Origin of the sequence: Bradyrhizobium sp. IC4060, from assembly GCF_020193715.1 — a bacterium.
GTDB lineage: Bacteria > Pseudomonadota > Alphaproteobacteria > Rhizobiales > Xanthobacteraceae > Bradyrhizobium > Bradyrhizobium yuanmingense.
Genome location: NZ_JADYVJ010000002.1, coordinates 27,215 through 49,945, shown reverse-complemented (window position 1 = coordinate 49,945; position 22,731 = coordinate 27,215). Strand labels below are relative to the sequence as shown.

Sequence of the window (22,731 nt, the reverse complement as noted above, 5' to 3'; positions counted from 1 at the left end):
GCAAGCCGCGTTGCACAGGCTGAAGGAGCAAGCGAATGGCGGAGAGTGTCGAGAAACTCGAGGACGGGATCGTCCGATCGGCCGAGCAGGTGTCGAGCCAGGTTCGCGCGGCCAAGGACGCGATCGCCTCGGTCATCTTCGGCCAGGATCGCGTGATCGAGAACACGCTGGTCACCATCCTCTCCGGCGGCCATGCGCTCCTGATCGGCGTGCCCGGCCTTGCCAAGACCAAGCTGGTCGAGACGCTCGGCGTCACGCTCGGTCTCGATGCCAAGCGCATCCAGTTCACGCCCGATTTGATGCCCTCCGACATTCTCGGCGCCGAAGTGCTGGACGAGAGCACCGCGGGAAGGCGCGCCTTCCGCTTCATTGCCGGTCCCGTGTTCGCGCAGCTCCTGATGGCCGACGAGATCAACCGCGCCTCACCGCGCACGCAATCGGCGTTGTTGCAAGCGATGCAGGAGCAGCACATCACCGTCGCCGGCGCGCGTCACGATCTGCCGAAACCCTTCCACGTGCTCGCGACGCAGAACCCGCTGGAGCAGGAAGGCACCTATCCGCTGCCCGAAGCCCAGCTCGACCGCTTCCTGATGGAGATCGACGTCGACTATCCCGACCGCGATGCCGAGCGCCGCATCCTGTTTGAAACCACGGGCGCGGAGGAGACGCTGGCCAAGGGCGCGATGACGCCGGATGCGCTGATCACCGCGCAGCGCCTGATCCGGCGCCTGCCGGTCGGCGATTCCGTGGTGGAAGCAATTCTCTCGCTGGTGCGCTCGGCCCGCCCGGGTCCGGACTCCGGCGAAGCCGGCAAGTTCATTGCCTGGGGTCCCGGCCCGCGCGCCAGCCAATCCCTGATGCTGGCGGTACGCGCGCGTGCGCTGATCGACGGGCGCCTGGCACCCTCGATCGACGACGTGCTCGACCTTGCCGAGCCCGTGCTGAAGCACCGCATGGCGCTGACGTTCCAGGCGCGCGCCGAAGGCCGCACGATTCCGGACGTGATCCGGCAATTGAAGACACGGATCGGTTGATGGCAGCGGAGAACGGGCGGGCAGCGAAGGAGATATTGGCGATCCGACGTGCCGATGGCGAAAGCCGCACGCTCGCCGCTTCGTTGCCGCGCTTGGTGCTCGAGGCCCGCCGCATCGCCGCCAACGTCATCCACGGCCTGCATGGACGGCGCCGCGCCGGCTCGGGCGAAAACTTCTGGCAGTACCGCCGCTTCGTCTCGGGCGAACCGTCGCAGAACGTCGACTGGCGCCGCTCGGCGCGCGACGACCATCTCTACGTGCGCGAGCTGGAATGGGAAGCCTCGCACACGGTCTGGATCTGGCCGGACCGCTCGCCCTCGATGGCGTTCGCCTCGAAGACCGCGCGCGTGTCCAAGCTCGAGCGGACACTGATCGTCGCCTTCGCACTGGCCGAGCTGCTCGTCGCCGGCGGCGAGCGCGTCGGCATTCCCGGGCTGATGGCGCCGACCGCAAGCCGCAGCGTCATCGACAGGATGGCGCAGGCGATGCTGCATGACGATGCAGACCGACTGAGCCTGCCGCCATCCTTCGTTCCGGCCGCGCTGGCCGAGATCATCGTGCTGTCGGATTTCTGGTCGCCGATCGCCGAGATCAGGACGACGCTCGCCGGGCTGTCCAGCTCCGGCGCGCACGGCACGATGGTGCAGGTGGTCGATCCCGCCGAGGAATCGTTCCCCTATTCCGGCCGCGTCGAGTTCGTCGAGCCCGAAGGTTTTGGCGTGATCACCGCCGGCCGCGCCGAGAGCTGGGCGCAGGATTACACCGCGCGGCTTGCGCTACACCGCGACCAGATCCGCGCCGAGACCAACAAGCTTGACTGGCTGTTCACGACGCACGCGACCGACCGCTCCGCCGCCGAGCTCTTGCTGTTCCTGCATGCGGGCATGCAGGTGAGCAAGTCGGGCGCCCGCACCACGACGATCAAGGCGGGGCCGGCCGCATGATGGGATTGCCGCTCGCCTTCACGCAACCGCTGCTCCTGATCGGCCTCCTCAGCCTGCCCGTGCTGTGGTGGCTCCTGCGCGTGATGCCGCCGCGGCCGCGCCGCATCGAGTTTCCGCCGACGCGGCTGTTGTTCGACATCACGCCGCGCGAAGAGACGCCCTCGCGGACGCCATGGTGGCTGACCGCGCTTCGCCTGCTCGCCGCCGCGCTGGTGATCTTCGCCGCCGCCGGCCCGATCTGGAATCCGCAAACGGGCGTCGCCGGGAGCAAGGCGCCGCTGATGATCATGTTCGACGACGGCTGGAGCGCCGCATCGCACTGGGACGTCAGGATCAGGACCGCGGACGAGCTGATCGCCAATGCCGACAATGACGGCCGCGGCATCGCGCTGGTGCCGCTGTCCGAGCCGAACCGCGACATCACCCTGATGCCGGCGGGTGCGGCGCGCGTCGCGCTGCGGCAGCTGGCGCCAAAGCCCTATTCGATCGACCGCGTCGAGACGCTGGCGGCGGTCGACCGTTTCCTCAAGGTGACCGGCGACTGCGAGATCGCCTGGCTCTCGGACGGCGTCGACACCGGCCGCGGCGAGGACTTCGTGGCCGGCCTCGGCAAGACCATCGGCGACCGCAGCCTGACCGTGTTCCAAGGCGGCACCTCCTCGCCGTTGGCCCTGGTCGCCGCCGAGAATGCCGCAGCGAAGATGACGGTGAAGGTGCTGCGCACCGACGGCGGGATTGCGGTCGGCACGGTACGCGCGCTGGACCAGAAGGCGTCGCCGATCGGCGAAGCGCGCTATTCGTTCGGCCCGCAGGACAAGGAAACCGAGGCGGCGTTCGACCTGCCGGTCGAGCTGCGCAACGACATCACGCGGCTCGAAATCTCCGGCGAGCGCTCGGCCGGCGCGGTGCAGCTGCTCGACAAGCGTTGGCGCCGCCGCGCCATCGGCATCATCTCGGGCGCGACCAGCGAGACCGCGCAGCCACTGCTGGCGCCGACCTTCTATCTCACCCGCGCGCTGGCGCCGTTCGCCGACGTCCGGCTCGCCGACAAAGGCTCGCCTCAGCAGGGCATCACGCAGTTCCTCGACCAGAAGCTGCCGATGATCATCCTCGCCGATGTCGGCACCATCGCCCCCGAGCTGCGCGAACGCCTCAATGCCTGGGTCGACCAGGGCGGCGTGCTGGTGCGGTTCGCTGGGCCCCGGCTGGCACAGGCGGAGGACGACCTCGTGCCGGTCAAGCTGCGCAAGGGCGGCCGCACGCTCGGCGGCAGCCTGACCTGGGAGAAGCCGCAGCGTCTCGCCTCCTTCGCCGTCGACGGCCCGTTCGCCGGCGTCGCGGTCCCCAAGGACGTCACCGTGAGCCGCCAGGTGCTGGCCGAGCCCGACGCCGTGCTCGCCACCAAGAGCTGGGCCTCGCTGGAAGACGGCACGCCACTCGTCACCGGCGAACATCGCGGCAAGGGCCTCGTCAGCCTGTTCCACGTCAGCGCCGACATGCGCTGGTCTGACTTACCGATGTCGGGCACCTTCGTCGAAATGCTGCGGCGGGTGGTCGACATGTCCGGCTACACCGCGAAGCCAGGCGCTGGCGTTGCCGGCGAAGCGACCGCTGAGACCGTGGCGCCGCTGCACATCCTCGACGGATTTGGCGCGTTCGGTCCGCCGCCCGCGACGGCCAAGCCGCTTCCTGCCGATTATCGCGACCGCGCCACATCAGATCATCCGCCCGGCTTCTACGGTCCGGCAGAAGGACCGCTCGCCGTGAACACGCTTGCCAGCGCCGACCGCATCGCCGCCCTGAACACCGCGAGCCTGCGCGCCCGGCACGCCACCTACACCAATGCCGAGCCGCGCGATTTGCGCGGCTGGCTGCTGTCGACGGCGCTCGCGCTGTTCCTGATCGACGCCATCATCATCGCGGTGCTCGGCGGCGGCATTGCCGCGCTGCTGCGCCGCCGCGCCGCGCCCGCGATGATCGTGCTCGCCCTGCTCGCGGGATTCGCGGCGCTCTCGCCGGCGCCGTCGCGCGCCGACGGCGTCACGGACGAGTTCGCGATGAAGTCGGTGTCGCAGACCCGCCTCGCCTATGTCGTCACGGGCAATGCGGATGTCGATTCCATCGTCAAGGCGGGAATGAACGGGCTGACGCTGTTCCTGGCCCAGCGCACGGCGCTCGAGGCCGGTGATCCCGTCGGCGTCGATCCCGCGCGCGACGAGCTCGCGTTCTTCCCGCTGATCTACTGGCCGATCGTGCCGGGCGCGCCGAAGCCGCCGCAGGACGCCATCAACAAGATCGACGTCTACATGAAGCAGGGCGGCACCGTGCTGTTCGACACCCGCGACGCGATCGAGGCGCCGCCCGGCGCCAACGGCGCGGCGCAGACGCCGGCGATGCAGACGCTGCGCGAGATCCTGTCCTCGCTCGACGTGCCCGAGCTCGAGCCCGTGCCGCGCGAGCACGTGCTGACCAAGACCTTTTATCTGCTGCGCGACTTCCCCGGCCGCTTCACCGCCGGCCAGACCTGGGTCGAGACCTTGCCGCGCGAAGACGACGATGAGAGCGCGCAGCGGCCGGCGCGCGGCGGCGACGGCGTCTCGCCGATCATCATCACCTCGAACGACCTGGCCGGCGCATGGGCGGTGCGGCCCGACGGACAGGCCATGCTGCCGGTGACCGGCGGCGACCCCCGCCAGCGCGAATTCGCCTACCGCGCCGGCGCCAACATCGTGATGTACACGCTGACCGGCAACTACAAGGCCGACCAGGTCCACGCTCCGGCGCTGATCGAACGGCTGGGGCAATAGGATCGACATGAACTACGGCATCGCGTTCACACCGCTTGTTCCTACCATCGTGCTGTGGCTCGCGCTCGCCGCGATCGTCATTGTCGCGCTCGTGCTGCTGCTGGCGCGCGCGCGCGGCGCCGCGGTGCGGGTGGCCGCGCTGGCGCTGTTCCTGCTGGCGCTTTCCAATCCCTCCTTCACCCGCGAGGACCGCGATCCGCTCACCTCGGTCGCCGCTGTTGTCGTCGACAAGAGCCCGAGCCAGAACTTCGGCAACCGCAATCGCGAAGCTGCGCAAGCGCAGGAGGCGCTGGTCGACAGCCTGAAGAAGATCAAGGGCCTCGAGGTCCGTGTCGTCGAAGCCGGACAGGCCGACGGCGAGACCGACGGCACCAAGCTGTTCGGCGCGCTGGCCTCGGCCTTGGCGGACGTCCCGGTCGACCGCGTCGCCGGCGCGTTCCTGATCACCGACGGCCGCGTCCACGACATTCCCGCGAACGCCGCCGCGCTCGGCTTCCAGGCGCCGGTGCACGCGCTGGTCACGGGCCAGAAGGACGAGCGCGACCGCCGCATCGCGATCACCGCCGCGCCGCGCTTCGGTATCGTCGGGCAGAGCCAGACCATCTCCTACCGCCTCGACGACCAGGGTGTCACCGGCGAGCGCGCCAGGGTCACGGTCCGCCGCGACGGCGAGGTCATCAACGAGCGCACGCTCTCCAGCGGCCAGGCCGCGAGCGTCGACGTCGACATCAAGCATGCCGGGCCGAACATCGTCGAGATCGAGGCCTCGCCGCTCGAACGCGAATTGACGCCGGTGAACAATCGCGCCGTCGTCGCCATCGACGGCGTGCGCGACAAGCTGCGCGTGCTGCTGGTCTCGGGCGAGCCGCATTCGGGCGAGCGCACCTGGCGCAACCTGCTCAAGTCCGACGCCAGCGTCGACCTCGTGCATTTCACCATTCTGCGCCCGCCGGAGAAGCAGGACGGCACGCCGATCAACGAATTGTCGCTGATCGCGTTTCCGACCCGCGAGCTGTTCCAGCAGAAGATCAACGAATTCCAGCTGATCATCTTCGACCGCTATGCCCGCCAGGGCGTGCTGCCGATCCCCTATTTCGAGAACATGGCGCGTTACGTGCGCGCAGGCGGCGCCGTGCTGGTCTCGGCCGGCCCCGACTATGCCTCGAACAGCAGCATCTGGCGCACGCCGCTCGATTCGGTGCTGCCGGCCGAACCGGTCGGCGTCACCGAGAAGCCGTTCTATGCGCATCTGTCCGACCTCGGCAAACGCCATCCCGTCACGCGCGGGCTGGAAGGCTCCGCCAGCGAGCCGCCGCGCTGGAGCCGGTTCTTCCGCACCGTCGATACCCGCAATGCGGTCAACCCGCCCGTCATGACCGGCGTCGACGGCAAGCCGCTGCTGTTCCTGTCGCGCTTCGGCGAGGGCCGCGTCGCGCTCCTGCTGTCCGACCACATCTGGCTGTGGGCGCGCGGCTATGAGGGCGGCGGTCCGCATCTCGACCTGCTGCGGCGGATGTCGCACTGGCTGATGAAGCAGCCTGATCTCGACGAGGAGGCGTTGCGCCTCCAGGTGCAGGGCAAGGACCTCGTCGTGGTGCGTCAGACCATGGCGGACAGCGTCCAGCCCGTCAGCGTGACATCGCCGTCGGGCGTGTCGCAGGATCTGACGCTGAGCGCCGGCGATCCCGGCGAGTGGCGCGCCAGCCTGCCGGCGAGCGAGCTCGGCCTGTGGCAGGCGACCGACGGCACGCTGAAAGCGCTGATCAATGTCGGCCCGACCAATCCGAAGGAATTTTCGGAAGTCACCTCCACGGTCGATACGTTGAAGCCGCTGACACAGGCGACGGGCGGCGATGCCGTGCGCGTGGCTACTAGCTCGAGCGTCGAGCTGCCGCGCATCCTGCCGGTGCGCTCGGTCGGCATGTTCCACGGCGACGGGTGGATGGGTGTGCGGATGCGCGATGCCAGCGTGGTCAAGGGCGTCGGCGTGCTGCCGATCTTCTCCGGCCTGATCGGCCTGCTGCTGCTGCTCGGCGCATTTGCGGCGACCTGGGTGCGCGAGGGGCGGTAGTTGCCCGAACGACACATCGGCTTGGCGGCTTGCATGCGCCGATCCCCCCGCCGTTGACATCGGTGAACCGGTCGGGCGATGTTATACTATAACATCGCGGCGTCCTGGGATTGACGCCTCGGTGTGGGGGTGGCGTTTTCCAGATGAAGTGGTTCCGGTCGAATAGCAGGCACGGCGCCCGGCTCGCGTTGTTCGCGATGCTGGTGCAGCTCGCGCTGACGTTCGGCCACAGCCATTGGTTCGCGCAGGCCGCGCCTTTTGCTCAATCATCGGTCCAGCACATCGAAGGCGGCGCCAAGGACGTTGCAGCAACCGACGGCGCCGCCGTCGAGAAGCAATCGCCCTCAAGTCCCGACCGCGAGCATTCGCGCGACGAGAGTTGCGCCATCTGCGCCATCATTGCGATGGCGGGCACGATCGTGTCGGCGACGCCGCCCGTGCTGTTGCTGCCGCAGGCGATCGAGCTGCTCCGGCGCAGCCTCGACGCCGAGTTCGCTCATCTGACATCGGCCCGCACGGCGTTCCAGCCGCGCGCCCCTCCTGCGTCCTGACTCCAACGCTTGATCACACCCAGCCTCGCCGCACATCGGCAAGAGCCTGGGAGAAGTTGAAGTCGAATTCCGTCGCGTCGCGACGGCAGGCCGCCTCCGATCAGCAGAGCATCATTCGGACGGCGCCTGAGTGGAATCAGGACCATGTCATTTCAATTGCGACGCGCGCAGCGCCTTGGCGGAGCAAGTCTGCTCCTGCTTGGCGCCGCCGCCACATCCGCGTTCGCCCAAGACTCGGCACAACGACCGGCACAACAGCCGGCACAAGACAAATCGTCGACCGAGCTCCCAGCCATCACCGTAACGGCGCCGAGCCCGATCGTACGCAGAGCAGTGGTGCCGACCCGCAACGCAGGCCGAGGCACGCGGACCGCGCGGGTGCGCAGCCGCGAGCAGGCAGCTGAAGCGGCACCGGCAGCTCCCGTGCCCGCCGCGCCTCAGCAAGGCGTGCTGCCTGTTGTGACCGATCAGTTCGCGACCGTCACCGTGGTGCCGAACGAGGAGATTCGGCGCAACGGCGGCGGCACGCTCGGCGATCTCCTGTTCTCCAAGCCCGGCATCACCGGCTCTGAATACGCACCCGGCGCATCCAGCCGCCCGATCATTCGCGGGCTCGACACCAACCGGGTCGGCATTATCGAGAACGGAACAGGCAGCAACGGCGCGTCCGATCTCGGCGAGGATCACTTCGTGCCGATTGATCCGCTCGCAGCCACCCAGGTCGAGGTCATCCGCGGACCGGCGACGCTGCGCTACGGCTCCACCGCGATCGGCGGCGTGGTCAGCGCAACCAACAATCGAATTCCGGATGCCTTGCCGTCCTGCACGGCGCCCTTCCCGACTTACGGACTCCCGACCAAGGCACCGCTGGCAAACGTGGGATCGCCGGGCTGCATCACCGCGGAAACACGGACGGCCGTAACTTCGGTCGATCGCGGGACCGAAGGTGCCGTGCTGCTCGACGCCGGCGGCGGCAACTTTGCCTTCCACGCCGATGCCTTTGGCCGCAAGGCCGGCGACTACAACATCCCGAGCTATCCGTTCTTGACCGACCCGACGCTGCCGTTCAACGGACGCCAGCCGAATTCGGCATCGCAGGCCTACGGCGGATCTGTCGGCGGCTCCTACATCTTCGACGGCGGCTACGTGGGCGCGGCGATCACTCAGCACGACGCGCTCTACCACATTCCCGGTATCGAGGGCAGCGAGTTCCTGACGCGGATCGACGGACGACAAACAAAGTTCACGACAAAAGGCGAATATCGGCCGGACGCGGCGGCGATCGATGCGATCCGGTTCTGGGCTAGCGCCACCGACTATAAGCACGATGAGGTCGGGCTCGCCGACTCCGCCGACCTCGGCTCGCTCGGCGTGAGACAAACCTTCACCAACAAGGAACAGGAAGGCCGCGTCGAGGTGCAGCTTGCGCCGTTCGACGTCCGCTTTGCTGCGCTGACCACCGCTGTGGGCGTTCAGGCGTCGCACCAGAAGCTGACCGCGCCGAGTCCGGACGATCCAGGCAGCCCGGTCAACGGACTGTTCGATCCGAACAAGAATACAAAGGTCGCCGGGTACATCTTCAACGAGTTCAAATTCAGCGAAGCCACCAAGGCCCAGATCGCCGGGCGCGTCGAGAACGCAAGGTTGAGCGGCACGGCGCCGGCCTTCGTCCCCGATGTGTTCGACCTCGCCGTCGATCCGGCCGCGATCGGCCCCGCAATTGCGGTCAACCGCAACTTCACGCCGGTGAGCGGGAGCATCGGCCTGATCCACAGCCTTCCCTGGGATCTGGTCGCCAGCGTCACCGGCCAATATGTCGAGCGTGCGCCGAAACCGGCGGAATTGTTCTCGCGCGGCGGCCACGATGCCACCACCACGTTCGACATAGGCAATCCCAATCTCGGCATCGAGACCGCCAAGTCGGTCGAGGCGGGACTGCGACGGGCAGTGGGGCCGCTTCGCTTCGAAATCACCGGCTACTACACCAAGTTCAACGGCTTTATCTACCGGCGTCTGACCGGCAACACGTGTGAGGACGGCGTTTGCCAGCTCGGCGCTGGCCTCGAACTGAATCAGGCGGTCTATTCGCAGCGCGACGCGACATTTCGTGGCGGCGAATTCCAGTTCCAGTACGACGTGATGCCGGTCTGGAACGGGATCTGGGGTATCGAAGGTCAATACGACATCGTGCGTGCGACCTTCGACGACGGCACCAACGTGCCGCGCATTCCGCCCCAGCGGCTGGGCGGTGGTGTGTACTATCGCGACGCCGAATGGTTTGCCCGGATCAACCTGCTGCACGCGTTCGCGCAAAACGACATCGCACCGATCGCGGAGACGCCGACGCCCGGCTACAACCTGCTAAGGGCCGAGGTCAGCTACAAAACGCAGCTCGATCAACGTTGGTTCGGCGCGCGCGAGATGCATGTGGGGCTCGTCGGCAACAACCTGTTGAACGAGAACATCCGCAATGCCGTCTCCTTCAACAAGGACCAGGTGCTGTTGCCCGGCATCGGCGTCAGGGCGTTCGCGAACTTCAAGTTCTAGGTAACGACACGCGCCGTCATTGCGAGGAGCCCTTGCGACGAAGCAATCCAGACCGCCTCCGCGGAAAGACTCAGGATTGCTTCGCTGCGCTCGCAATGACGGAGTATGACGCGCGCAGCCGCGCGTCTTCTCGACGGTCTCTTAGCCGGATGAGCTACGAGCAGTGTCGTAGCCCGGATGGAGCGTAGCGTAATCCGGGGTTCTCTCGTTGCGGAAGACCTTCCCGGATTGCGCTGCGCTCCATCCGGGCTACGGCGTTTCCAACGACGCGCGCCGCTCCTATGTCCGCGCTTTGCTCCAGTCGGGGCCGACCGCGCCCGACACGCCCTCGAAGGCGCCGTCGACGAGCTCGAACACCAGGATGCGCGCGGCATCGACCGGGCCGGGCATGGTGACGCGGCCCTTCGGCACCTGTTTGAAGCCGACGCGGCCGTAATAGGGCTCGTCGCCGACCAGCAGCACGAGGCGGTGGCCTTTTTCCCTGGCGTCCTTCAGCGCGCGCTCCATCAACTGACGGCCGATGCCGCGATCGCGGAACGGCGGCTCGACGGTGAGCGGCCCGAGCAGCAGTGCCGGCGTTTGGCCGATCAGAATCGGCAATTGCCTGACGGAGCCGACCAGGAGCGTGCCGATACGGGCCGTGAAGGACAGTTCGAGCAGATGGTCGACGTGCTCGCGGATCCGGTAGGCGCTCAGCACGAAGCGGCCGGGGCCGAAGGTGCGTTCGTGCAGCCGCTCGATCGCCTGAGCGTCGCCGGCGGCTTCGGGAAGAATGGTCAGTGAGAGATCGTTCATGTCAATTCGCGGAGTAGCACTTGCGCCTGCGAAGGTCCATGGCGGCGGCGGTGCCCCGTTTACCTCCCGGCGGGCGAAGTGCAAGCCTGGCTCAACCTGCGTTCCGTTTCGACGCCGGCTGGGACAGATAGGCCAGCATCTTCATCTCCCGCCGCCCTCGCGTCACCGTATCGAGCACGAGCCCTGACGACACCGACAGCAAGGCCATGATCATCAGGCCCATCGACAGCACGGCAGTGGGCAGGCGCGGCACGAGGCCGGTTTCGATGAAGGTGATCACGATCGGAATCGCGAAGATGATCGACGCCAGCGCCAGCAGGATTCCGATCACCGTGAAGAAGCGCAACGGCCGCTCGCTGCGATAGAGCTTCAGCATGGTGCCGAGGATGCGAAAGCCGTCGCGCCAGGTGTTGAGCTTGGAGAACGAGCCTTCGGGGCGCGCATAATAGGGCGTCTCGACCTCGGCAACCGGCAGCGACAATTCCAGCGCATAGACCGCAAGCTCGGTCTCGATCTCGAAGCCGTCGGAGAGGACGGGAAAGGACTTGACGAAGCGGCGCGAGAACACCCGGTAGCCGGACAGGATGTCCTTGAAAGCGTGGCCGAAGGTGTCGGACAGGAAGCCGGTCAGCATGCGGTTGCCGGTGCGGTGGCCGAGCCGGTAGGCAGCCTGGACCTGATCGACGCGAAGCCCGACCACCATGTCGAGATGCTCGTCGAGCAGCTTGTCGATCATGATGGGTGCGCTCGGCGCATCGTAGGTGGCATCGCCATCGACCAGCACATAGACGTCGGCCTCGACGTCCGCGAACATGCGGCGCACGACGTGGCCCTTGCCCTGTCGGCGCTCGCTGCGCACGATCGCACCGGCTTCGCGCGCGACCGCGGCGGTCCGGTCGCGCGAATTGTTGTCGTAGACGTAGATCTCCGCCGCGGGCAGCGCCTTGCGGAAATCGGCAACGACGGTCGCGACCGCGGCCTCCTCGTTGTAGCAGGGCACCAGCACCGCGATACGAAGTTGCGTTGTGGTCATCAGGGCAGCACTCCGAGGCTTGTCGGCTCGCGCCCGAGCGGCGTGGCCTGCCGTGCGCGTCGAGCGGGTTACTAGCACAAGCTGCCCTCAGCGCCACGTCGCAATCACGGGCCTGCCATCGAGCACTTCGGCGATCCGCAGCCGCGTGCCGGGCGTGGTGCCCTCGGGCAATGCGGCATTGTCGAAGAACCCGCATTCGACGATCTCGCGGTTGGGCTCAGGGACGCGGTCCTGCCTGAACTGCCTGACCACGTAGACCGCGACGTGGTCGCGGCGGGAGACGTGGCTGTTGAGGAAGACGCCGTGCAGGATCGCCTCGCCGGTCAGATCGATGTCGCCCTCCTCCTTGAGCTCGCGCCGCAATGCCTCTTCCATGGTCTCGCCGAAATCGACGCCGCCGCCAGGCAAATACCAGCCGCTGACGTAGCTATGCCTGACCAGGAAGACGCGATTGTCGGCATCCAGCACCACGGCACGGACGCCGAGCGTCATGCCGCGGACGAGGAGGAAATAGCCGTGCAAGAACCGCCGCAGCAGCGGCTCGGCTTTCCGTCGGGCTCGGTTCAGACGTTCTCCCATCAGGCTCCTCGACGCCCCGTTTCAGGCCCTGCTTGCGCGGGGCGCGCGACCTTGCCATTACAGCGGAGCAATAGCGAGGCATTCGCGCGCCATGACTCCCTCCACGCTGGCTCCCTTCACGCTCGCCCACCTGTCCGATCCGCATCTGGCGCCTTTGCCGAAGCCGCGGCTGATCGAGCTCGCGGGCAAGCGCGCGTTCGGCTATGTCAACTGGACGCGCAACCGCCACAAGTACCAGCGCCGCGAGGTTCTCGACGCGCTCGTCGCCGACATGAAGGCGCAGGCGCCCGACCACATCGCAGTGACGGGCGATCTCGTCAACCTGGCGCTGGAGGCGGAGTTCGCACCGGCGCTGGCCTGGCTCGAAAGCGTCGGCCCGCCCGACCGCGTGACCGCGATCCCCGGCAATCACGACGCCTATGTCAGCGCGACGCGTCATCGCTTCGGCGAGACGTTCCTGCACTACATCGCCGCGGACACACCCGGCGGCGCAGCCTTCCCAGCGGTGCGCCGGCGCGGGCCGCTTGCCCTGATCAGCCTGTCCACGGCGGTGCCGACCCTGCCGCTGATGGCGACCGGCACGCTCGGGCGCGATCAGCTCGCCGCGCTTGCGGAGGTGCTCGAGCGGCTCGCCGCGGAAGACGTCTTCCGCGTGCTGCTGGTGCATCATCCGCTGAAGTCCAGCGCGCGGGCGAAGCGGATGACGGACGCGCCGGAATTGCTGGGACTGTTGAAGCGCCACGGCGTCGAGCTGGTCCTGCACGGGCACGACCACATTCATTCGACGATGTGGTTCGAGGGTCCAAACGGCAACATTCCCGCGCTCGGCGTGCCGTCGGCCTCCGCGCTGGCGCACGGACGTTATCCGGCGGCGGCGTACAATCTGTTCACCATCGAGAAGGACAATGCCGGCTGGCGCTGCGAGCAGACGGTGCGAAGCCTCGGGGCGGGGTTTCAGGTTGGGCAGATCAAGCATGTGCGGTTGATTTAGCCCCGGTCGTCATTGCGAGCGCAGCGAAGCAATCCAGGAATCTCCGCGGAGGCAATCTGGATTGCTTCGTCGCAAGGGCTCCTCGCAATGACGAAGGAGAGAGCCTCACCAGCTCCGCAAGACCGCAAGCACTGCCACCCCGAACAACGCCGCAGCGCCGAGCACGAAGCCGAACACGAATGGCCACAGGCGCGAGCGGCGCGGCGGCGCGGCGGCCGGGGCCTGCGGTTCGGGCGCGACCACCATCGCCCGCTCGCGCTCGACCATGCGGCGCGCGACATAGTCGGTGACGGCCTCGACGATCACGGCGGTGTCGTGCGATTCGGCGAGCACGATGCGGCCGAAGCGGGTGTCCTGGACGAAGCGGTACATCCGCTTGTCGCGCCCCATCACGATGTGGGCGACGACGTCGATCCACAGCCGCGGCGTATCGCCCTGGCTGATGCCGCGGTCGAACAGGTCGATCTGATCAGGCACCTGCGCGAACAGGGGATCGAGCGCGTCGTTGAGGATCTCGAGCCGTGCCACCTCGGCGTCGCGCAAATCGACGACGACGCCGGTGCGGTCGGCCGCCTCGATCCGCGCGCGCAGCAGCGCATCGCGCAGCCGCACCGGGCGCGGCTGGCCGGGATCGGTCCCGCTGGTCTCGGGCTCTGACATTGTCGGCCTCGTCCTCGACTTATCCCCATTAACCTATCAGCTACCAAACCCTCCGCAAAGGCCTACAATTCCAGAGACTTACGGCGCCCACAGCTGGTTCACCTGTGCCAAAAACAGACGATCCCACCCAGGCAGGGCCTGGATGGGACCATCCGTCCTTGGACGTCTTCTTAAGTCGGGGCGATCAGGCCGAGACCCGCGAGGGCTCTTCCACGATCGAGAAGCGGACGCCGGCCTTGTGACGGCTTTCTTCCGAGACTTCCTTCCAGCACTCTTCGGCTTCCTTGCGGGTCTTGAACGGACCTTTGACCTGGGCCGAGCCTTCCACGAGCTTGTGGAAGTTCATCGAACCGAACTCGCCGCCGATCACCCAGAAATTGCTGCCTTTGGTCATTGTCAGTCTCCTGTTGAGGTGCGTGACCGGCCTGGACTCCAACCTGGCTTCCAGACCGGTCCGATCCGCCGTTAGCCGAACTGGTTCATCGTGTTGTGGACGCCGCCCGCCTTCAGCGCAGCTTCGCCCGCGAAGTACTCCTTGTGGTCGTCGCCGATGTCGGAGCCGGCCATGTTCTGGTGCTTCACGCAGGCGATGCCCTGACGGATCTCGGCGCGCTGGACGTTCTTGACGTAGCCCAGCATGCCCTGCTCGCCGAAATACTCGCGGGCGAGATTGTCGGTCGAGAGCGCGGCCGTGTGATAGGTCGGCAGCGTGATCAGGTGGTGGAAGATGCCGGCGCGCTTGGCCGAATCCGCCTGGAAGGTACGGATGCGCTCGTCGGCTTCCTTCGCCAGCGGCGTGTCGTCGTACTCCGCCTTCATCAGCTCGGCACGGTTGTACTTGCTGACGTCCTGGCCCGCTTCCTTCATCGCGTCGTAGACCTGCCAACGGAAGTTGAGGGTCCAGTTGAACGACGGCGAGTTGTTGTAGGCGAGCTTGGCGTTCGGCACCACCTTGCGGATGCGGTCGACCATGCTGGCGATCTGCTCGATATGCGGCTTCTCGGTCTCGATCCAGAGCAGGTCGGCGCCGTTCTGCAGCGAGGTGATGCAATCGAGCACGCAGCGGTCTGCACCGGTGCCGGGGCGGAACTGGTAGAGGTTGGAGGGCAGCCGCTTCGGACGCATCAGCTTGCCGTTGCGGTTGATGATGACGTCGCCGTTCTTGGCGTTCTCCGCGGTGATTTCCTCGCAATCGAGGAAGCTGTTGTACTGGTCGCCGATGTCGCCGGGCTTGTGGCTGACCGCGATCTGCTGCGTCAGGCCGGCGCCGAGCGAGTCGGTGCGGGTCACGACGATGCCGTCTTCGACGCCGAGCTCGAGGAAGGCGTGGCGGCAGGCGCGGATCTTCGCCAGGAAGACGTCATGCGGCACCGTGACCTTGCCGTCCTGGTGGCCGCACTGCTTCTCGTCGGAGACCTGGTTCTCGATCTGCAGCGCGCAGGCGCCCGCCTCGATCATCTTCTTGGCGAGCAGATAGGTCGCCTCCGCGTTGCCGAAGCCGGCATCGATGTCGGCGATGACGGGGACGACATGGGTCTGGAAGTTGTCGATCTTCTCGATCAGCTCGTTCTCGCGGGTCTTGTCGCCTTCCTTGCGCGCCTTGTCGAGCAGACGGAAGATGTCGTTGAGCTCGCGCGAATCGGCCTGACGCAGGAAGGTGTAGAGCTCCTCGATCAGCGCCGGCACCGCGGTCTTCTCGTGCATGGACTGATCGGGCAGCGGACCGAATTCGGAGCGCAGCGCCGCGATCATCCAGCCGGAGAGATAGAGATAGGTGCGGTCGGTCTTGCCGCCGAAGTGCTTCTTGACCGAGATCAGCTTCTGCTGGGCGATGAAGCCGTGCCAGCAGCCCAGCGACTGGGTGTACTTGGTGGGATCCTTGTCATAGGCGGCCATGTCGGCGCGCATCACGGCCGCGGTGTAGCGGGCGATGTCGAGGCCGGTCTTGAAACGGTTCTGCAGGCGCATGCGCGCGACGGCCTCGGCCGACACGCCGTTCCAGGTCGGCTGGGTCTCGAGGAGCGCCTGAGCCGCCTTGACCTCGTCCTGATACGAGGACGGACCCTGGAGGGTGCTGATACCGCGGGGCTGGTAATTCATGTGCCTGATCCTTTCGCTGACGATGGCGAGGCAGCCATCGACATTCTTGACAATGCATTGCGAGATGCGTGTCAGAAGCTAAACGCGAAAAGGAAAAGTTCGTACAGATGGCTTGTTTTTATTGGTGATGTCATGTAACATCTGAACGTGTAATACATGTCACTTTGTAAAACTTGTAAAAATAATAGGTCAACTGTTCTGACCTTGATTGAGTCTGGAGATCTGAGACATGCCCGCCGATTCCGGCAAGAAACTCTTCGTCGGCCCGCGCTTCCGGCGAATCCGGCAGCAATTGGGGCTGTCGCAGACCCAGATCGCCGAGGGGCTCGGGATCTCGCCCAGCTATGTCAACCTGATCGAGCGCAACCAGCGCCCGGTCACGGCGCAGATCCTGCTGCGGCTGGCCGAGACCTATGACCTTGACCTGCGCGATCTCGCCACCGCGGACGAGGACCGCTTCTTCGCCGAGCTGAACGAGATCTTCTCCGATCCCCTGTTCCGGCAGATCGACGTGCCCAAGCAGGAGCTGCGCGACCTCGCCGAGCTCTGCCCCGGCGTCACCCATGCGCTGCAGCGGCTCTACGCGGCCTATACCGAGGCGCGTCAGGGCGAGACCCTGGCCGCGGCGCAGATGGCCGACCGCGACGTCGGCACGCGCTTTGAAGCCAATCCGGTCGAGCGCGTGCGCGAGCTGATCGAGGCCAACCGCAACTATTTTCCGGAGCTGGAGCAGGCGGCGGAAAATCTGCGCGACGAGTTGAACGAGCCCGCCGAAGGGCTGTATGCCGCGCTGATAACGCGCTTGCGCGAGAAGCACTCGATCCAGACCCGCATCATGCCGGTCGACGTGATGCGCGAGACGCTCCGCCGATTCGACCGCCACCGCCGGCAGCTGCTGATCTCGGAGCTGGTCGATCCGCCCGGCCGCGCATTCCAGCTCGCCTTCCAGCTGGGCCTGGCGGAATGCGCGCAGGCGCTGGAGACCATCATCGGCCGGGCCGGCCCGCTGGACGATGCGCCGCGGCGGCTGTTCCGGATCACGCTCGGCAATTACTTCGCGGCCGCCGTGATGATGCCCTACCCGGCGTTCCTCGCGGCCGCCGAAGCGCTGAACTACGACATCCACGTGCTGGCACAGCGCTTCAATTCCGGCTTCGAGCAGGTCTGCCACCGCCTCACCACGCTGCAGCGACCGAATGCGCGCGGCATTCCGTTCTTCCTCTTGCGCGTCGACAATGCCGGCAACGTCTCCAAGCGTTTCTCCTCCGGCACCTTCCCGTTCTCGAAATTCGGCGGCACGTGTCCGCTCTGGAATGTGCATTCGACCTTCGACACGCCGGATCGCCTGCTCAAGCAGGTGATCGAGCTGCCCGACGGCACGCGCTATTTCTCGATCGCGCAGATGGTGCGCCGCCCCGTGGCGCCGCATCCGCTGCCGCAGCCGCGCTTTGCCATCGGCCTCGGCTGCGAGATCCGCCACGCCGCCCGCCTGACCTACGCCACCGGCATGGACCTGGAGAAGGCCGAGGGCACCCCGATCGGCGTCAACTGTCGCCTCTGCGAGCGCGAGAACTGCGCCCAGCGCGCCGAGCCACCGATCACACGCACGTTGATCCTGGACGAGACGACGCGGCGGGTGTCGAGCTTTGCGTTCTCGAATGCAAGGGAGTTGTGAGGCACACACTCTCTCTTCCGTCATGGCCGGGCTTGACCCGGCCATCCACGCGCTTCCGCGTACGCAGAAAGACGTGGATGCCAGGGTCAAGCCCGGGCATGCCGACCAAGTGTGTGGTCGCCGCTCCGGTCATCAATAGCGCGCGCCCTCACGCCAGCGTATGCACGATCACCGGTCCCGCCATGGCGCGGGCGTCGCCGGCGAGCAGCGGGCCGAGATCCTTCTCGATCCAGGCGATGGCGCGCTTGTTCGCTTCCTCGGCCTGCTCGAACTTGTCGAAGATCGAGATCGCGGTGACCGTGTCGTCGCCGCCATAGACGACGTAATAGGCGCGGAAACCGTCGACGTCGCTGATGATGGGAACGGCGCCGTCCTTGATGCGGCGCGTCAGCTCTTCCGCGCTCCCGCTTTTCGCCTTGGCCTGACGGATGGCGGCATACATGGCATCCTCCCCTTCCGGCTATGATGTGAGGGCCTCGAGCCCGGGCGGATGTTACGCCGAAGCGCGCAGCCGATCCACGCTTGGTTAACCCGACCCTAATCCGCCCGCGCGATCTGCAACCAACGGTTAAGCACGCCTCAACATCGGTGCCTTAGTCTCGCCGCACTCACTTTTCGCAAACAAGGGCGGCTTAATCTGCCGGGCGAAGTGACATCAGGGGGTTCACCATGCGCATTGCGTTGCTGCTGACCGCGACCATTGTCGGCGCGCTATTCGCCAGTCCAACCATCGCCGGGTCGCTCGATGCCGGCGCGGCGCAGCCGCTGCCGCCGGGCTTCCAGAGCTACCGCGGCTACATGTTCGACATCTCCGAGAACCGCGACCGCAAGGATGTCGACAAGCTCACCGAGAACCTGAAGAGCCAGATCGACGTCGTCGAAGGCGTCGGCCTCTCCCCGCGCGTGCTGCGCTTCTTCCACACCGTTCCGATCGTCGCGAGCGAACTCGCCTGCCTCGACGAAGGCGCCGCCACCGCCTGCTACGGCCGGGTCACGCCGGACATGCAGCGCACCGCGCCCCGGACCCTGACGGTCTGGGACCCCGCCAAGCAGCGCTGGACCAATCCTAATGCCGTCGACCTCGCGGTCGATTCGGGCCTCGGCGTGATCATGCTGCGGCCGGACATGATGCGCTACGAGAAGGAGGCCGTGCTGCTGCACGAGATGCTGCACGCCTTCCACGCGCGGCTGCTGCCGGACGGCTACGCCAACAAGGGCGTGATCACCTACTACGCCCTCGCCAAGTCCAAGGACCTCTTGCCCAAGGAATCCTATGCGATGAAGAATCCCATGGAATTCTTTGCGGTGACCGCCAGCATCTTCCTGGCCGGCAAGAGCGAATTCCACGATCCGAAGTCGCGCGAGGCGCTCAAGGAGAAGATGCCGGACTATTACAAATATCTCGTCGGCGTGTTCGGCTTCGACCCCGAGCCGGCGGCCTCGAACGGCCCGGTCGCCTCGCTGAAATGAACGGACGGCGCCAAGCCAAGCCAAAGAGCCGCGCGAACAGCGCGGCTTTTTTGTTTCGCAGACCGGAAGCTGCGGATGACGCACAGCCGGGAATTGCCAAGCCGGGGTCCGATCTGCATAGTCCCGCCCGCATCGATACCGTTTTTCGAAGGGGATGAGAGACCATGGCGGAAGCCGACCTGGATGTCGTGATCCGGCAACTGGCCAGACAGCTGCATACGGGCCTGATGACCCGTGCCAAGGAGCGGCGGGATCGCTTCAACAGCCTTGCGGCCAAGGCCAAGGGCAAGGAGACCGGCGAGCGCTTCAAGATGATGGCCAAGACCACCATGGAGCAGGCGACTGCGGCCGCCAAGCGCCTGCAGATGTCCGCCGATAACGTCGCCGACAGCTACGCGCGGTCGATGCGCCTCGCCGCCAGCACACCTGTTACGGTGAAAGCGGAGAAGAAGGCAAAGGACGAGAAGCCGGCGAAGAAGGCCGCAAAGAAAGCCAAAGCGAAAAAGAAGACGTAGTCGTTGCACCCAGGGCTATCGCATATGACTTGCGGCGGCGGCCTGCGCACGCGCCTCGTCCTTCGAGACGGCGCTGACGCGCCTCCTCAGGATGAGGCTAATCAGCATCGGTGCTCGTTGAAACTGCTGCCGCGCATCCCGCCCTCATCCTGAGGAGCCCGCCAAAGCGGGCGTCTCGAAGGATGGCCGCAAGGAAAAACTCCCAAATGCGATAGCCCTGCCGTTGAACCGATCGCCGCTACGGGATTGGCGATCTGGAGGCTCGCCGGCCTGTCTCCCAATTATCTCCGGCTTGATCGGATCGCCGCGTTGCGCGTTTGCGACGCGCTCCCTCGCGGCCGCCGCAATCGGGCCGACCGCGACCTCAACGATTCCTCCGCCCCAGGCATGGGCTGGTCGAACAGTCGAGCGACATCCCTCACATGTATTGCCTCACACTTTGGAGAAAGCGCTCTTTCTCGCCAGGCGCGTAACCTTGGGATGCCCCATAATAGGGTTCATTGAAGTGATTATAGGGTACCGCCCGGTACTGGACCGGCGGCCTCGGTGGCGCGTAGGTCTGGCGATGATGCCGCCGAGCGTTTCCTCTCGCCGGAGGACCGGCGTAGTAGGGATTGAGGACGCACATCTGGCCGTTTGCCGACGCCCTGCATTGGTCCATCGTCGTGAAGCTGCATCGGTAGTATGGCGTCATTCCGCGAGAAATGACGTTCAAGCAAACGGGATAAGCCGGGTCATATTTTTGGGCTCGAGCCTGCCCCGCTGTCAGAGCGATACTCAGGGTCAGAATCGTCAAAGCCCATTTGCACATTGGAAGCTCCTCCAGGGGCGCACGACATGGATGCACTCTGGACCCTGCCAGTATTGATCCAACTCAATACTAGTTGAATTGGTTCATACGCGCAGCAGACAGCCGCGACAGTCTCGCTTTCCGCATCTCTCACCGATCTCGCCGCTATGCGGCAAGCCACCTGTCCTAAAGACGTGAGAGGGTGCCGCCGCAAATGCCGCGCCAGATCCTCATCTTCGCGGCGCGGCCACCAGTGTCGGCTCGGCGCTGGCGAGTTCCGCGAGCTTGGCGCGCGCGGCCTCTCGCGCGCGACCGTCCTTGCCGGCGGGCAGCGCCAGCGCGGCCTCGAAATCGGCGCGGGCGTCGTCCGTCTGGCCGCGGGCGAGGAACGCAAGGCCGCGGTCGAGACGGGCCTGCGCATCGGTGGGGTCGAGGCGGACCGCCGTGCTGTAGCTCAGGATGGCGCGGTCGAGATCGCCCATTGCGGCGAGCGCGAGACCGCGCTGGTGATAAGGTGCCGCGCGCTTGGGATCGTGCGCGATCGCCTCGTCGTAATCCGCAATGGCAAGCTCGAAGTCGCCGTTCTGCCGGCGCGCCAGCGCCCGGTCGCGATAGAGCGAAGCGCGGTTGGGATTGAGGTGGATGGCCTCGTCGAAATCGGCGATCGCCCGCTTGAAGTCGCCGTGACGCAGCGCGATCCGTCCACGTCCCGCATAGGCGAAGGCGATCAGCGAGCCGCGCAGCGGCGAGAAGCCGATCACGGCCGAGCAGATGTCGGGATCATCCTCGTCGCCGCAATTGACGACCATATGCGTGGACAAGCCGACGAGCACGCAAAGGACGATCAGCAATGGTACGGCAATTCTGGTCATCTTCGACGGTGGCCGGCAGCGCGCCAGCCACCCATCCCCTTTCGAAGGAATGGTCACGCCGAGGAGTTAACACTGGTTGGGGACCCCCCTGTGTGCGCCAGATCACAAAGCCAGACGCAATCCTTGCCGGCTCCGTCAGCCCCAGGGACTGCGACGTGAGGAGGAGCGGCCCCACGGCCCGCGCGGTGGATAGTTCTCGTTGGCGCCGACCGACGGCGCCGCGCGCGCGCCGAGCTCGGCCGCCAGTTGCTGGAGCGCGGCGACGCGGTTCTGCGTCGAGGGGTGGGTGGCGAACAGGTTGTCCACCCCGTGGCCCGACAGCGGATTGATGATGAACATGTGCGCGGTCGCAGGGTTTCGCTCGGCCTCGTAGTTCGGGACCTGGTGCGCAGCGCCCTCGATCTTCACCAGCGCAGAGGCCAGCCACATCGGCTGTCCCACGATGCGCGCACCGAGATTGTCGGCGGCATATTCGCGGGTCCGGCTGATCGCCATCTGCACCAGCATGGCACCGAGCGGAGCGAGGATCATCAACAGGATCGAGCCGATGATGCCCGGACCGCTGTTGTTGTCGCGATTGCCGCCAAAGAACATGCCGAACTGCGCCAGCATCGAGATCGCACCGGCGATGGTCGCGGTGATCGTCATCAGCAGCGTGTCGTGATGCTTGATGTGCGCGAGCTCGTGCGCAATCACACCGGCGAGCTCCTCGCGGCTGAGCTGGTTCATCAGACCGGTGGTGACGGCGACCGCGGCGTTTTCCGGATTGCGGCCGGTGGCGAACGCGTTGGGCTGGATCTCATCCATCACGAACACGCGCGGCATCGGCAGGCCGGCACGGCCCGCAAGCTCGGCGACGAGGCCGACCAGCTCCGGCGCGGTCGAACGATCGACCTCATGGGCGCCGTACATCGACAGCACCATGCGGTCGGAGTTCCAGTAGGTGAAGAGGTTGGTTGCGGCGGCAATGACGAGCGCGATCATGGCGCCCGAGGCGCCTCCGATCAGATAGCCGACGCCCATGAACAGGGCGGTCAGGCCAGCGAGCAGCATTGCGGTACGAAAATAGTTCATGGCCGTCTCCTAGGGCGGCCGCGGGCGAACCTCTGGCCGGCACCTTCGAAGTATGAATGCGGCCGCCGGCTGCAAGGTTCGTGCGTCGTGGAGCCGCAGACGCCAGCGGCACCAGCCAGCCTTTCCGCCGCCACTAAAGCTTGACCGGGATTTGCGCAAAAACACACGCGGAGGCTTAGCAACCTGGAAAGCGCAATTTCCGCATAACTCGCGGTAACCGGGC

The 22,731-nt window shown here is 66.2% G+C and carries 20 protein-coding genes; 10 read left to right on the top strand and 10 right to left on the bottom strand.

The window, feature by feature from the left end; translation table 11 throughout:
• The first annotated feature begins 35 nt into the window (after positions 1 to 35).
• From I6F16_RS07105 to I6F16_RS07080, 6 genes are all read left to right on the top strand, one after another.
• The gene (locus tag I6F16_RS07105; RefSeq protein ID WP_036013780.1) at positions 36 to 1,034 is read left to right on the top strand and encodes a MoxR family ATPase; all 999 of its coding nucleotides are present in this window, start codon (positions 36 to 38) and stop codon (positions 1,032 to 1,034) included.
• Positions 1,034 to 1,978, top strand: a complete 945-nt coding sequence (locus I6F16_RS07100; RefSeq protein ID WP_036024824.1) for a DUF58 domain-containing protein — start codon at positions 1,034 to 1,036, stop codon at positions 1,976 to 1,978. The genes I6F16_RS07105 and I6F16_RS07100 overlap by 1 nt, the downstream gene beginning before the upstream one ends.
• Entirely contained in the window at positions 1,975 to 4,785 is a 2,811-nt protein-coding gene (locus I6F16_RS07095; RefSeq protein WP_225114474.1) for a DUF4159 domain-containing protein, read from the top strand. The genes I6F16_RS07100 and I6F16_RS07095 overlap by 4 nt, the downstream gene beginning before the upstream one ends.
• A gap of 7 nt (positions 4,786 to 4,792) precedes the next feature.
• Positions 4,793 to 6,856 (top strand): hypothetical protein, encoded by a 2,064-nt coding sequence (locus tag I6F16_RS07090; RefSeq protein ID WP_225114475.1) that lies wholly within the window; start codon positions 4,793 to 4,795, stop codon positions 6,854 to 6,856.
• A 143-nt stretch (positions 6,857 to 6,999) separates the two neighbouring features.
• Complete coding sequence (locus I6F16_RS07085) at positions 7,000 to 7,407, top strand: DUF2946 domain-containing protein (protein WP_036013788.1); 408 nt, start codon at positions 7,000 to 7,002, stop codon at positions 7,405 to 7,407.
• Positions 7,408 to 7,551: 144 nt separating this feature from the next.
• A complete protein-coding gene (locus I6F16_RS07080; RefSeq protein WP_225173517.1) occupies positions 7,552 to 9,954 on the top strand; it encodes a TonB-dependent receptor in 2,403 nt (800 codons plus the stop codon).
• Between the two features lie 279 nt (positions 9,955 to 10,233).
• On the opposite strand, the gene I6F16_RS07075 is transcribed toward I6F16_RS07080, so the two are convergent.
• The 3 genes from I6F16_RS07075 to I6F16_RS07065 form a co-directional block, all read right to left on the bottom strand.
• Positions 10,234 to 10,749: an N-acetyltransferase gene (locus tag I6F16_RS07075; protein WP_036013792.1), complete on the bottom strand. Its 516-nt coding sequence runs from the start codon at positions 10,747 to 10,749 to the stop codon at positions 10,234 to 10,236.
• Between the two features lie 91 nt (positions 10,750 to 10,840).
• On the bottom strand, positions 10,841 to 11,782 hold the full coding sequence (locus I6F16_RS07070) for a glycosyltransferase family 2 protein (protein WP_036024815.1): 942 nt from the start codon (positions 11,780 to 11,782) through the stop codon (positions 10,841 to 10,843).
• 87 nt (positions 11,783 to 11,869) lie between these two features.
• A complete protein-coding gene (locus I6F16_RS07065; RefSeq protein WP_036013806.1) occupies positions 11,870 to 12,361 on the bottom strand; it encodes an NUDIX domain-containing protein in 492 nt (163 codons plus the stop codon).
• Between the two features lie 106 nt (positions 12,362 to 12,467).
• Here I6F16_RS07065 and I6F16_RS07060 point away from each other — a divergent pair, with 106 nt between their 5' ends.
• Positions 12,468 to 13,352: a metallophosphoesterase gene (locus I6F16_RS07060; RefSeq protein WP_036013809.1), complete on the top strand. Its 885-nt coding sequence runs from the start codon at positions 12,468 to 12,470 to the stop codon at positions 13,350 to 13,352.
• Between the two features lie 105 nt (positions 13,353 to 13,457).
• On the opposite strand, the gene I6F16_RS07055 is transcribed toward I6F16_RS07060, so the two are convergent.
• From I6F16_RS07055 to I6F16_RS07045, 3 genes are all read right to left on the bottom strand, one after another.
• Entirely contained in the window at positions 13,458 to 14,012 is a 555-nt protein-coding gene (locus I6F16_RS07055; protein WP_036024814.1) for a hypothetical protein, read from the bottom strand.
• A 184-nt stretch (positions 14,013 to 14,196) separates the two neighbouring features.
• Positions 14,197 to 14,406: a hypothetical protein gene (locus I6F16_RS07050; protein WP_036013800.1), complete on the bottom strand. Its 210-nt coding sequence runs from the start codon at positions 14,404 to 14,406 to the stop codon at positions 14,197 to 14,199.
• 71 nt (positions 14,407 to 14,477) lie between these two features.
• Positions 14,478 to 16,112, bottom strand: coding sequence for an isocitrate lyase (locus I6F16_RS07045; protein WP_036024812.1), 1,635 nt, complete (start codon positions 16,110 to 16,112; stop codon positions 14,478 to 14,480).
• Positions 16,113 to 16,341: 229 nt separating this feature from the next.
• Here I6F16_RS07045 and I6F16_RS07040 point away from each other — a divergent pair, with 229 nt between their 5' ends.
• On the top strand, positions 16,342 to 17,787 hold the full coding sequence (locus tag I6F16_RS07040) for a short-chain fatty acyl-CoA regulator family protein (protein WP_036013804.1): 1,446 nt from the start codon (positions 16,342 to 16,344) through the stop codon (positions 17,785 to 17,787).
• Positions 17,788 to 17,935: 148 nt separating this feature from the next.
• Here the strand turns inward: I6F16_RS07040 and I6F16_RS07035 are convergent, their stop codons facing one another.
• Complete coding sequence (locus tag I6F16_RS07035; protein ID WP_036024810.1) at positions 17,936 to 18,229, bottom strand: hypothetical protein; 294 nt, start codon at positions 18,227 to 18,229, stop codon at positions 17,936 to 17,938.
• 227 nt (positions 18,230 to 18,456) lie between these two features.
• Here I6F16_RS07035 and I6F16_RS07030 point away from each other — a divergent pair, with 227 nt between their 5' ends.
• Both I6F16_RS07030 and I6F16_RS07025 read left to right on the top strand, forming a co-directional pair.
• A complete protein-coding gene (locus tag I6F16_RS07030; protein WP_036024809.1) occupies positions 18,457 to 19,257 on the top strand; it encodes a hypothetical protein in 801 nt (266 codons plus the stop codon).
• Between the two features lie 164 nt (positions 19,258 to 19,421).
• Positions 19,422 to 19,772: a hypothetical protein gene (locus tag I6F16_RS07025; protein ID WP_225114477.1), complete on the top strand. Its 351-nt coding sequence runs from the start codon at positions 19,422 to 19,424 to the stop codon at positions 19,770 to 19,772.
• Positions 19,773 to 20,190: 418 nt separating this feature from the next.
• Here the strand turns inward: I6F16_RS07025 and I6F16_RS38155 are convergent, their stop codons facing one another.
• From I6F16_RS38155 to htpX, 3 genes are all read right to left on the bottom strand, one after another.
• The gene (locus I6F16_RS38155; protein ID WP_081494629.1) at positions 20,191 to 20,583 is read right to left on the bottom strand and encodes a DUF3551 domain-containing protein; all 393 of its coding nucleotides are present in this window, start codon (positions 20,581 to 20,583) and stop codon (positions 20,191 to 20,193) included.
• Between the two features lie 209 nt (positions 20,584 to 20,792).
• Positions 20,793 to 21,434 (bottom strand): tetratricopeptide repeat protein, encoded by a 642-nt coding sequence (locus tag I6F16_RS07015; protein WP_192893321.1) that lies wholly within the window; start codon positions 21,432 to 21,434, stop codon positions 20,793 to 20,795.
• 135 nt (positions 21,435 to 21,569) lie between these two features.
• On the bottom strand, positions 21,570 to 22,508 hold the full coding sequence (htpX, locus tag I6F16_RS07010) for a zinc metalloprotease HtpX (RefSeq protein ID WP_036037078.1): 939 nt from the start codon (positions 22,506 to 22,508) through the stop codon (positions 21,570 to 21,572).
• Positions 22,509 to 22,731: the final 223 nt, after the last annotated feature.

What these genes read in the sequence shown, in the direction of transcription:
- I6F16_RS07105 (WP_036013780.1), top strand. Translation starts at nt 36, where the DNA reads ATGGCGGAGAGTGTCGAGAAACTCGAGGACGGGATCGTCCGATCGGCC.
- I6F16_RS07100 (WP_036024824.1), top strand. Translation starts at nt 1,034, where the DNA reads ATGGCAGCGGAGAACGGGCGGGCAGCGAAGGAGATATTGGCGATCCGA.
- I6F16_RS07095 (WP_225114474.1), top strand. Translation starts at nt 1,975, where the DNA reads ATGATGGGATTGCCGCTCGCCTTCACGCAACCGCTGCTCCTGATCGGC.
- I6F16_RS07090 (WP_225114475.1), top strand. Translation starts at nt 4,793, where the DNA reads ATGAACTACGGCATCGCGTTCACACCGCTTGTTCCTACCATCGTGCTG.
- I6F16_RS07085 (WP_036013788.1), top strand. Translation starts at nt 7,000, where the DNA reads ATGAAGTGGTTCCGGTCGAATAGCAGGCACGGCGCCCGGCTCGCGTTG.
- I6F16_RS07080 (WP_225173517.1), top strand. Translation starts at nt 7,552, where the DNA reads ATGTCATTTCAATTGCGACGCGCGCAGCGCCTTGGCGGAGCAAGTCTG.
- I6F16_RS07075 (WP_036013792.1), bottom strand. Translation starts at nt 10,749, where the DNA reads ATGAACGATCTCTCACTGACCATTCTTCCCGAAGCCGCCGGCGACGCT.
- I6F16_RS07070 (WP_036024815.1), bottom strand. Translation starts at nt 11,782, where the DNA reads ATGACCACAACGCAACTTCGTATCGCGGTGCTGGTGCCCTGCTACAAC.
- I6F16_RS07065 (WP_036013806.1), bottom strand. Translation starts at nt 12,361, where the DNA reads ATGGGAGAACGTCTGAACCGAGCCCGACGGAAAGCCGAGCCGCTGCTG.
- I6F16_RS07055 (WP_036024814.1), bottom strand. Translation starts at nt 14,012, where the DNA reads ATGTCAGAGCCCGAGACCAGCGGGACCGATCCCGGCCAGCCGCGCCCG.
- I6F16_RS07050 (WP_036013800.1), bottom strand. Translation starts at nt 14,406, where the DNA reads ATGACCAAAGGCAGCAATTTCTGGGTGATCGGCGGCGAGTTCGGTTCG.
- I6F16_RS07045 (WP_036024812.1), bottom strand. Translation starts at nt 16,112, where the DNA reads ATGAATTACCAGCCCCGCGGTATCAGCACCCTCCAGGGTCCGTCCTCG.
- I6F16_RS07040 (WP_036013804.1), top strand. Translation starts at nt 16,342, where the DNA reads ATGCCCGCCGATTCCGGCAAGAAACTCTTCGTCGGCCCGCGCTTCCGG.
- I6F16_RS07035 (WP_036024810.1), bottom strand. Translation starts at nt 18,229, where the DNA reads ATGTATGCCGCCATCCGTCAGGCCAAGGCGAAAAGCGGGAGCGCGGAA.
- I6F16_RS07030 (WP_036024809.1), top strand. Translation starts at nt 18,457, where the DNA reads ATGCGCATTGCGTTGCTGCTGACCGCGACCATTGTCGGCGCGCTATTC.
- I6F16_RS07025 (WP_225114477.1), top strand. Translation starts at nt 19,422, where the DNA reads ATGGCGGAAGCCGACCTGGATGTCGTGATCCGGCAACTGGCCAGACAG.
- I6F16_RS38155 (WP_081494629.1), bottom strand. Translation starts at nt 20,583, where the DNA reads ATGTGCAAATGGGCTTTGACGATTCTGACCCTGAGTATCGCTCTGACA.
- I6F16_RS07015 (WP_192893321.1), bottom strand. Translation starts at nt 21,434, where the DNA reads ATGACCAGAATTGCCGTACCATTGCTGATCGTCCTTTGCGTGCTCGTC.
- htpX (WP_036037078.1), bottom strand. Translation starts at nt 22,508, where the DNA reads ATGAACTATTTTCGTACCGCAATGCTGCTCGCTGGCCTGACCGCCCTG.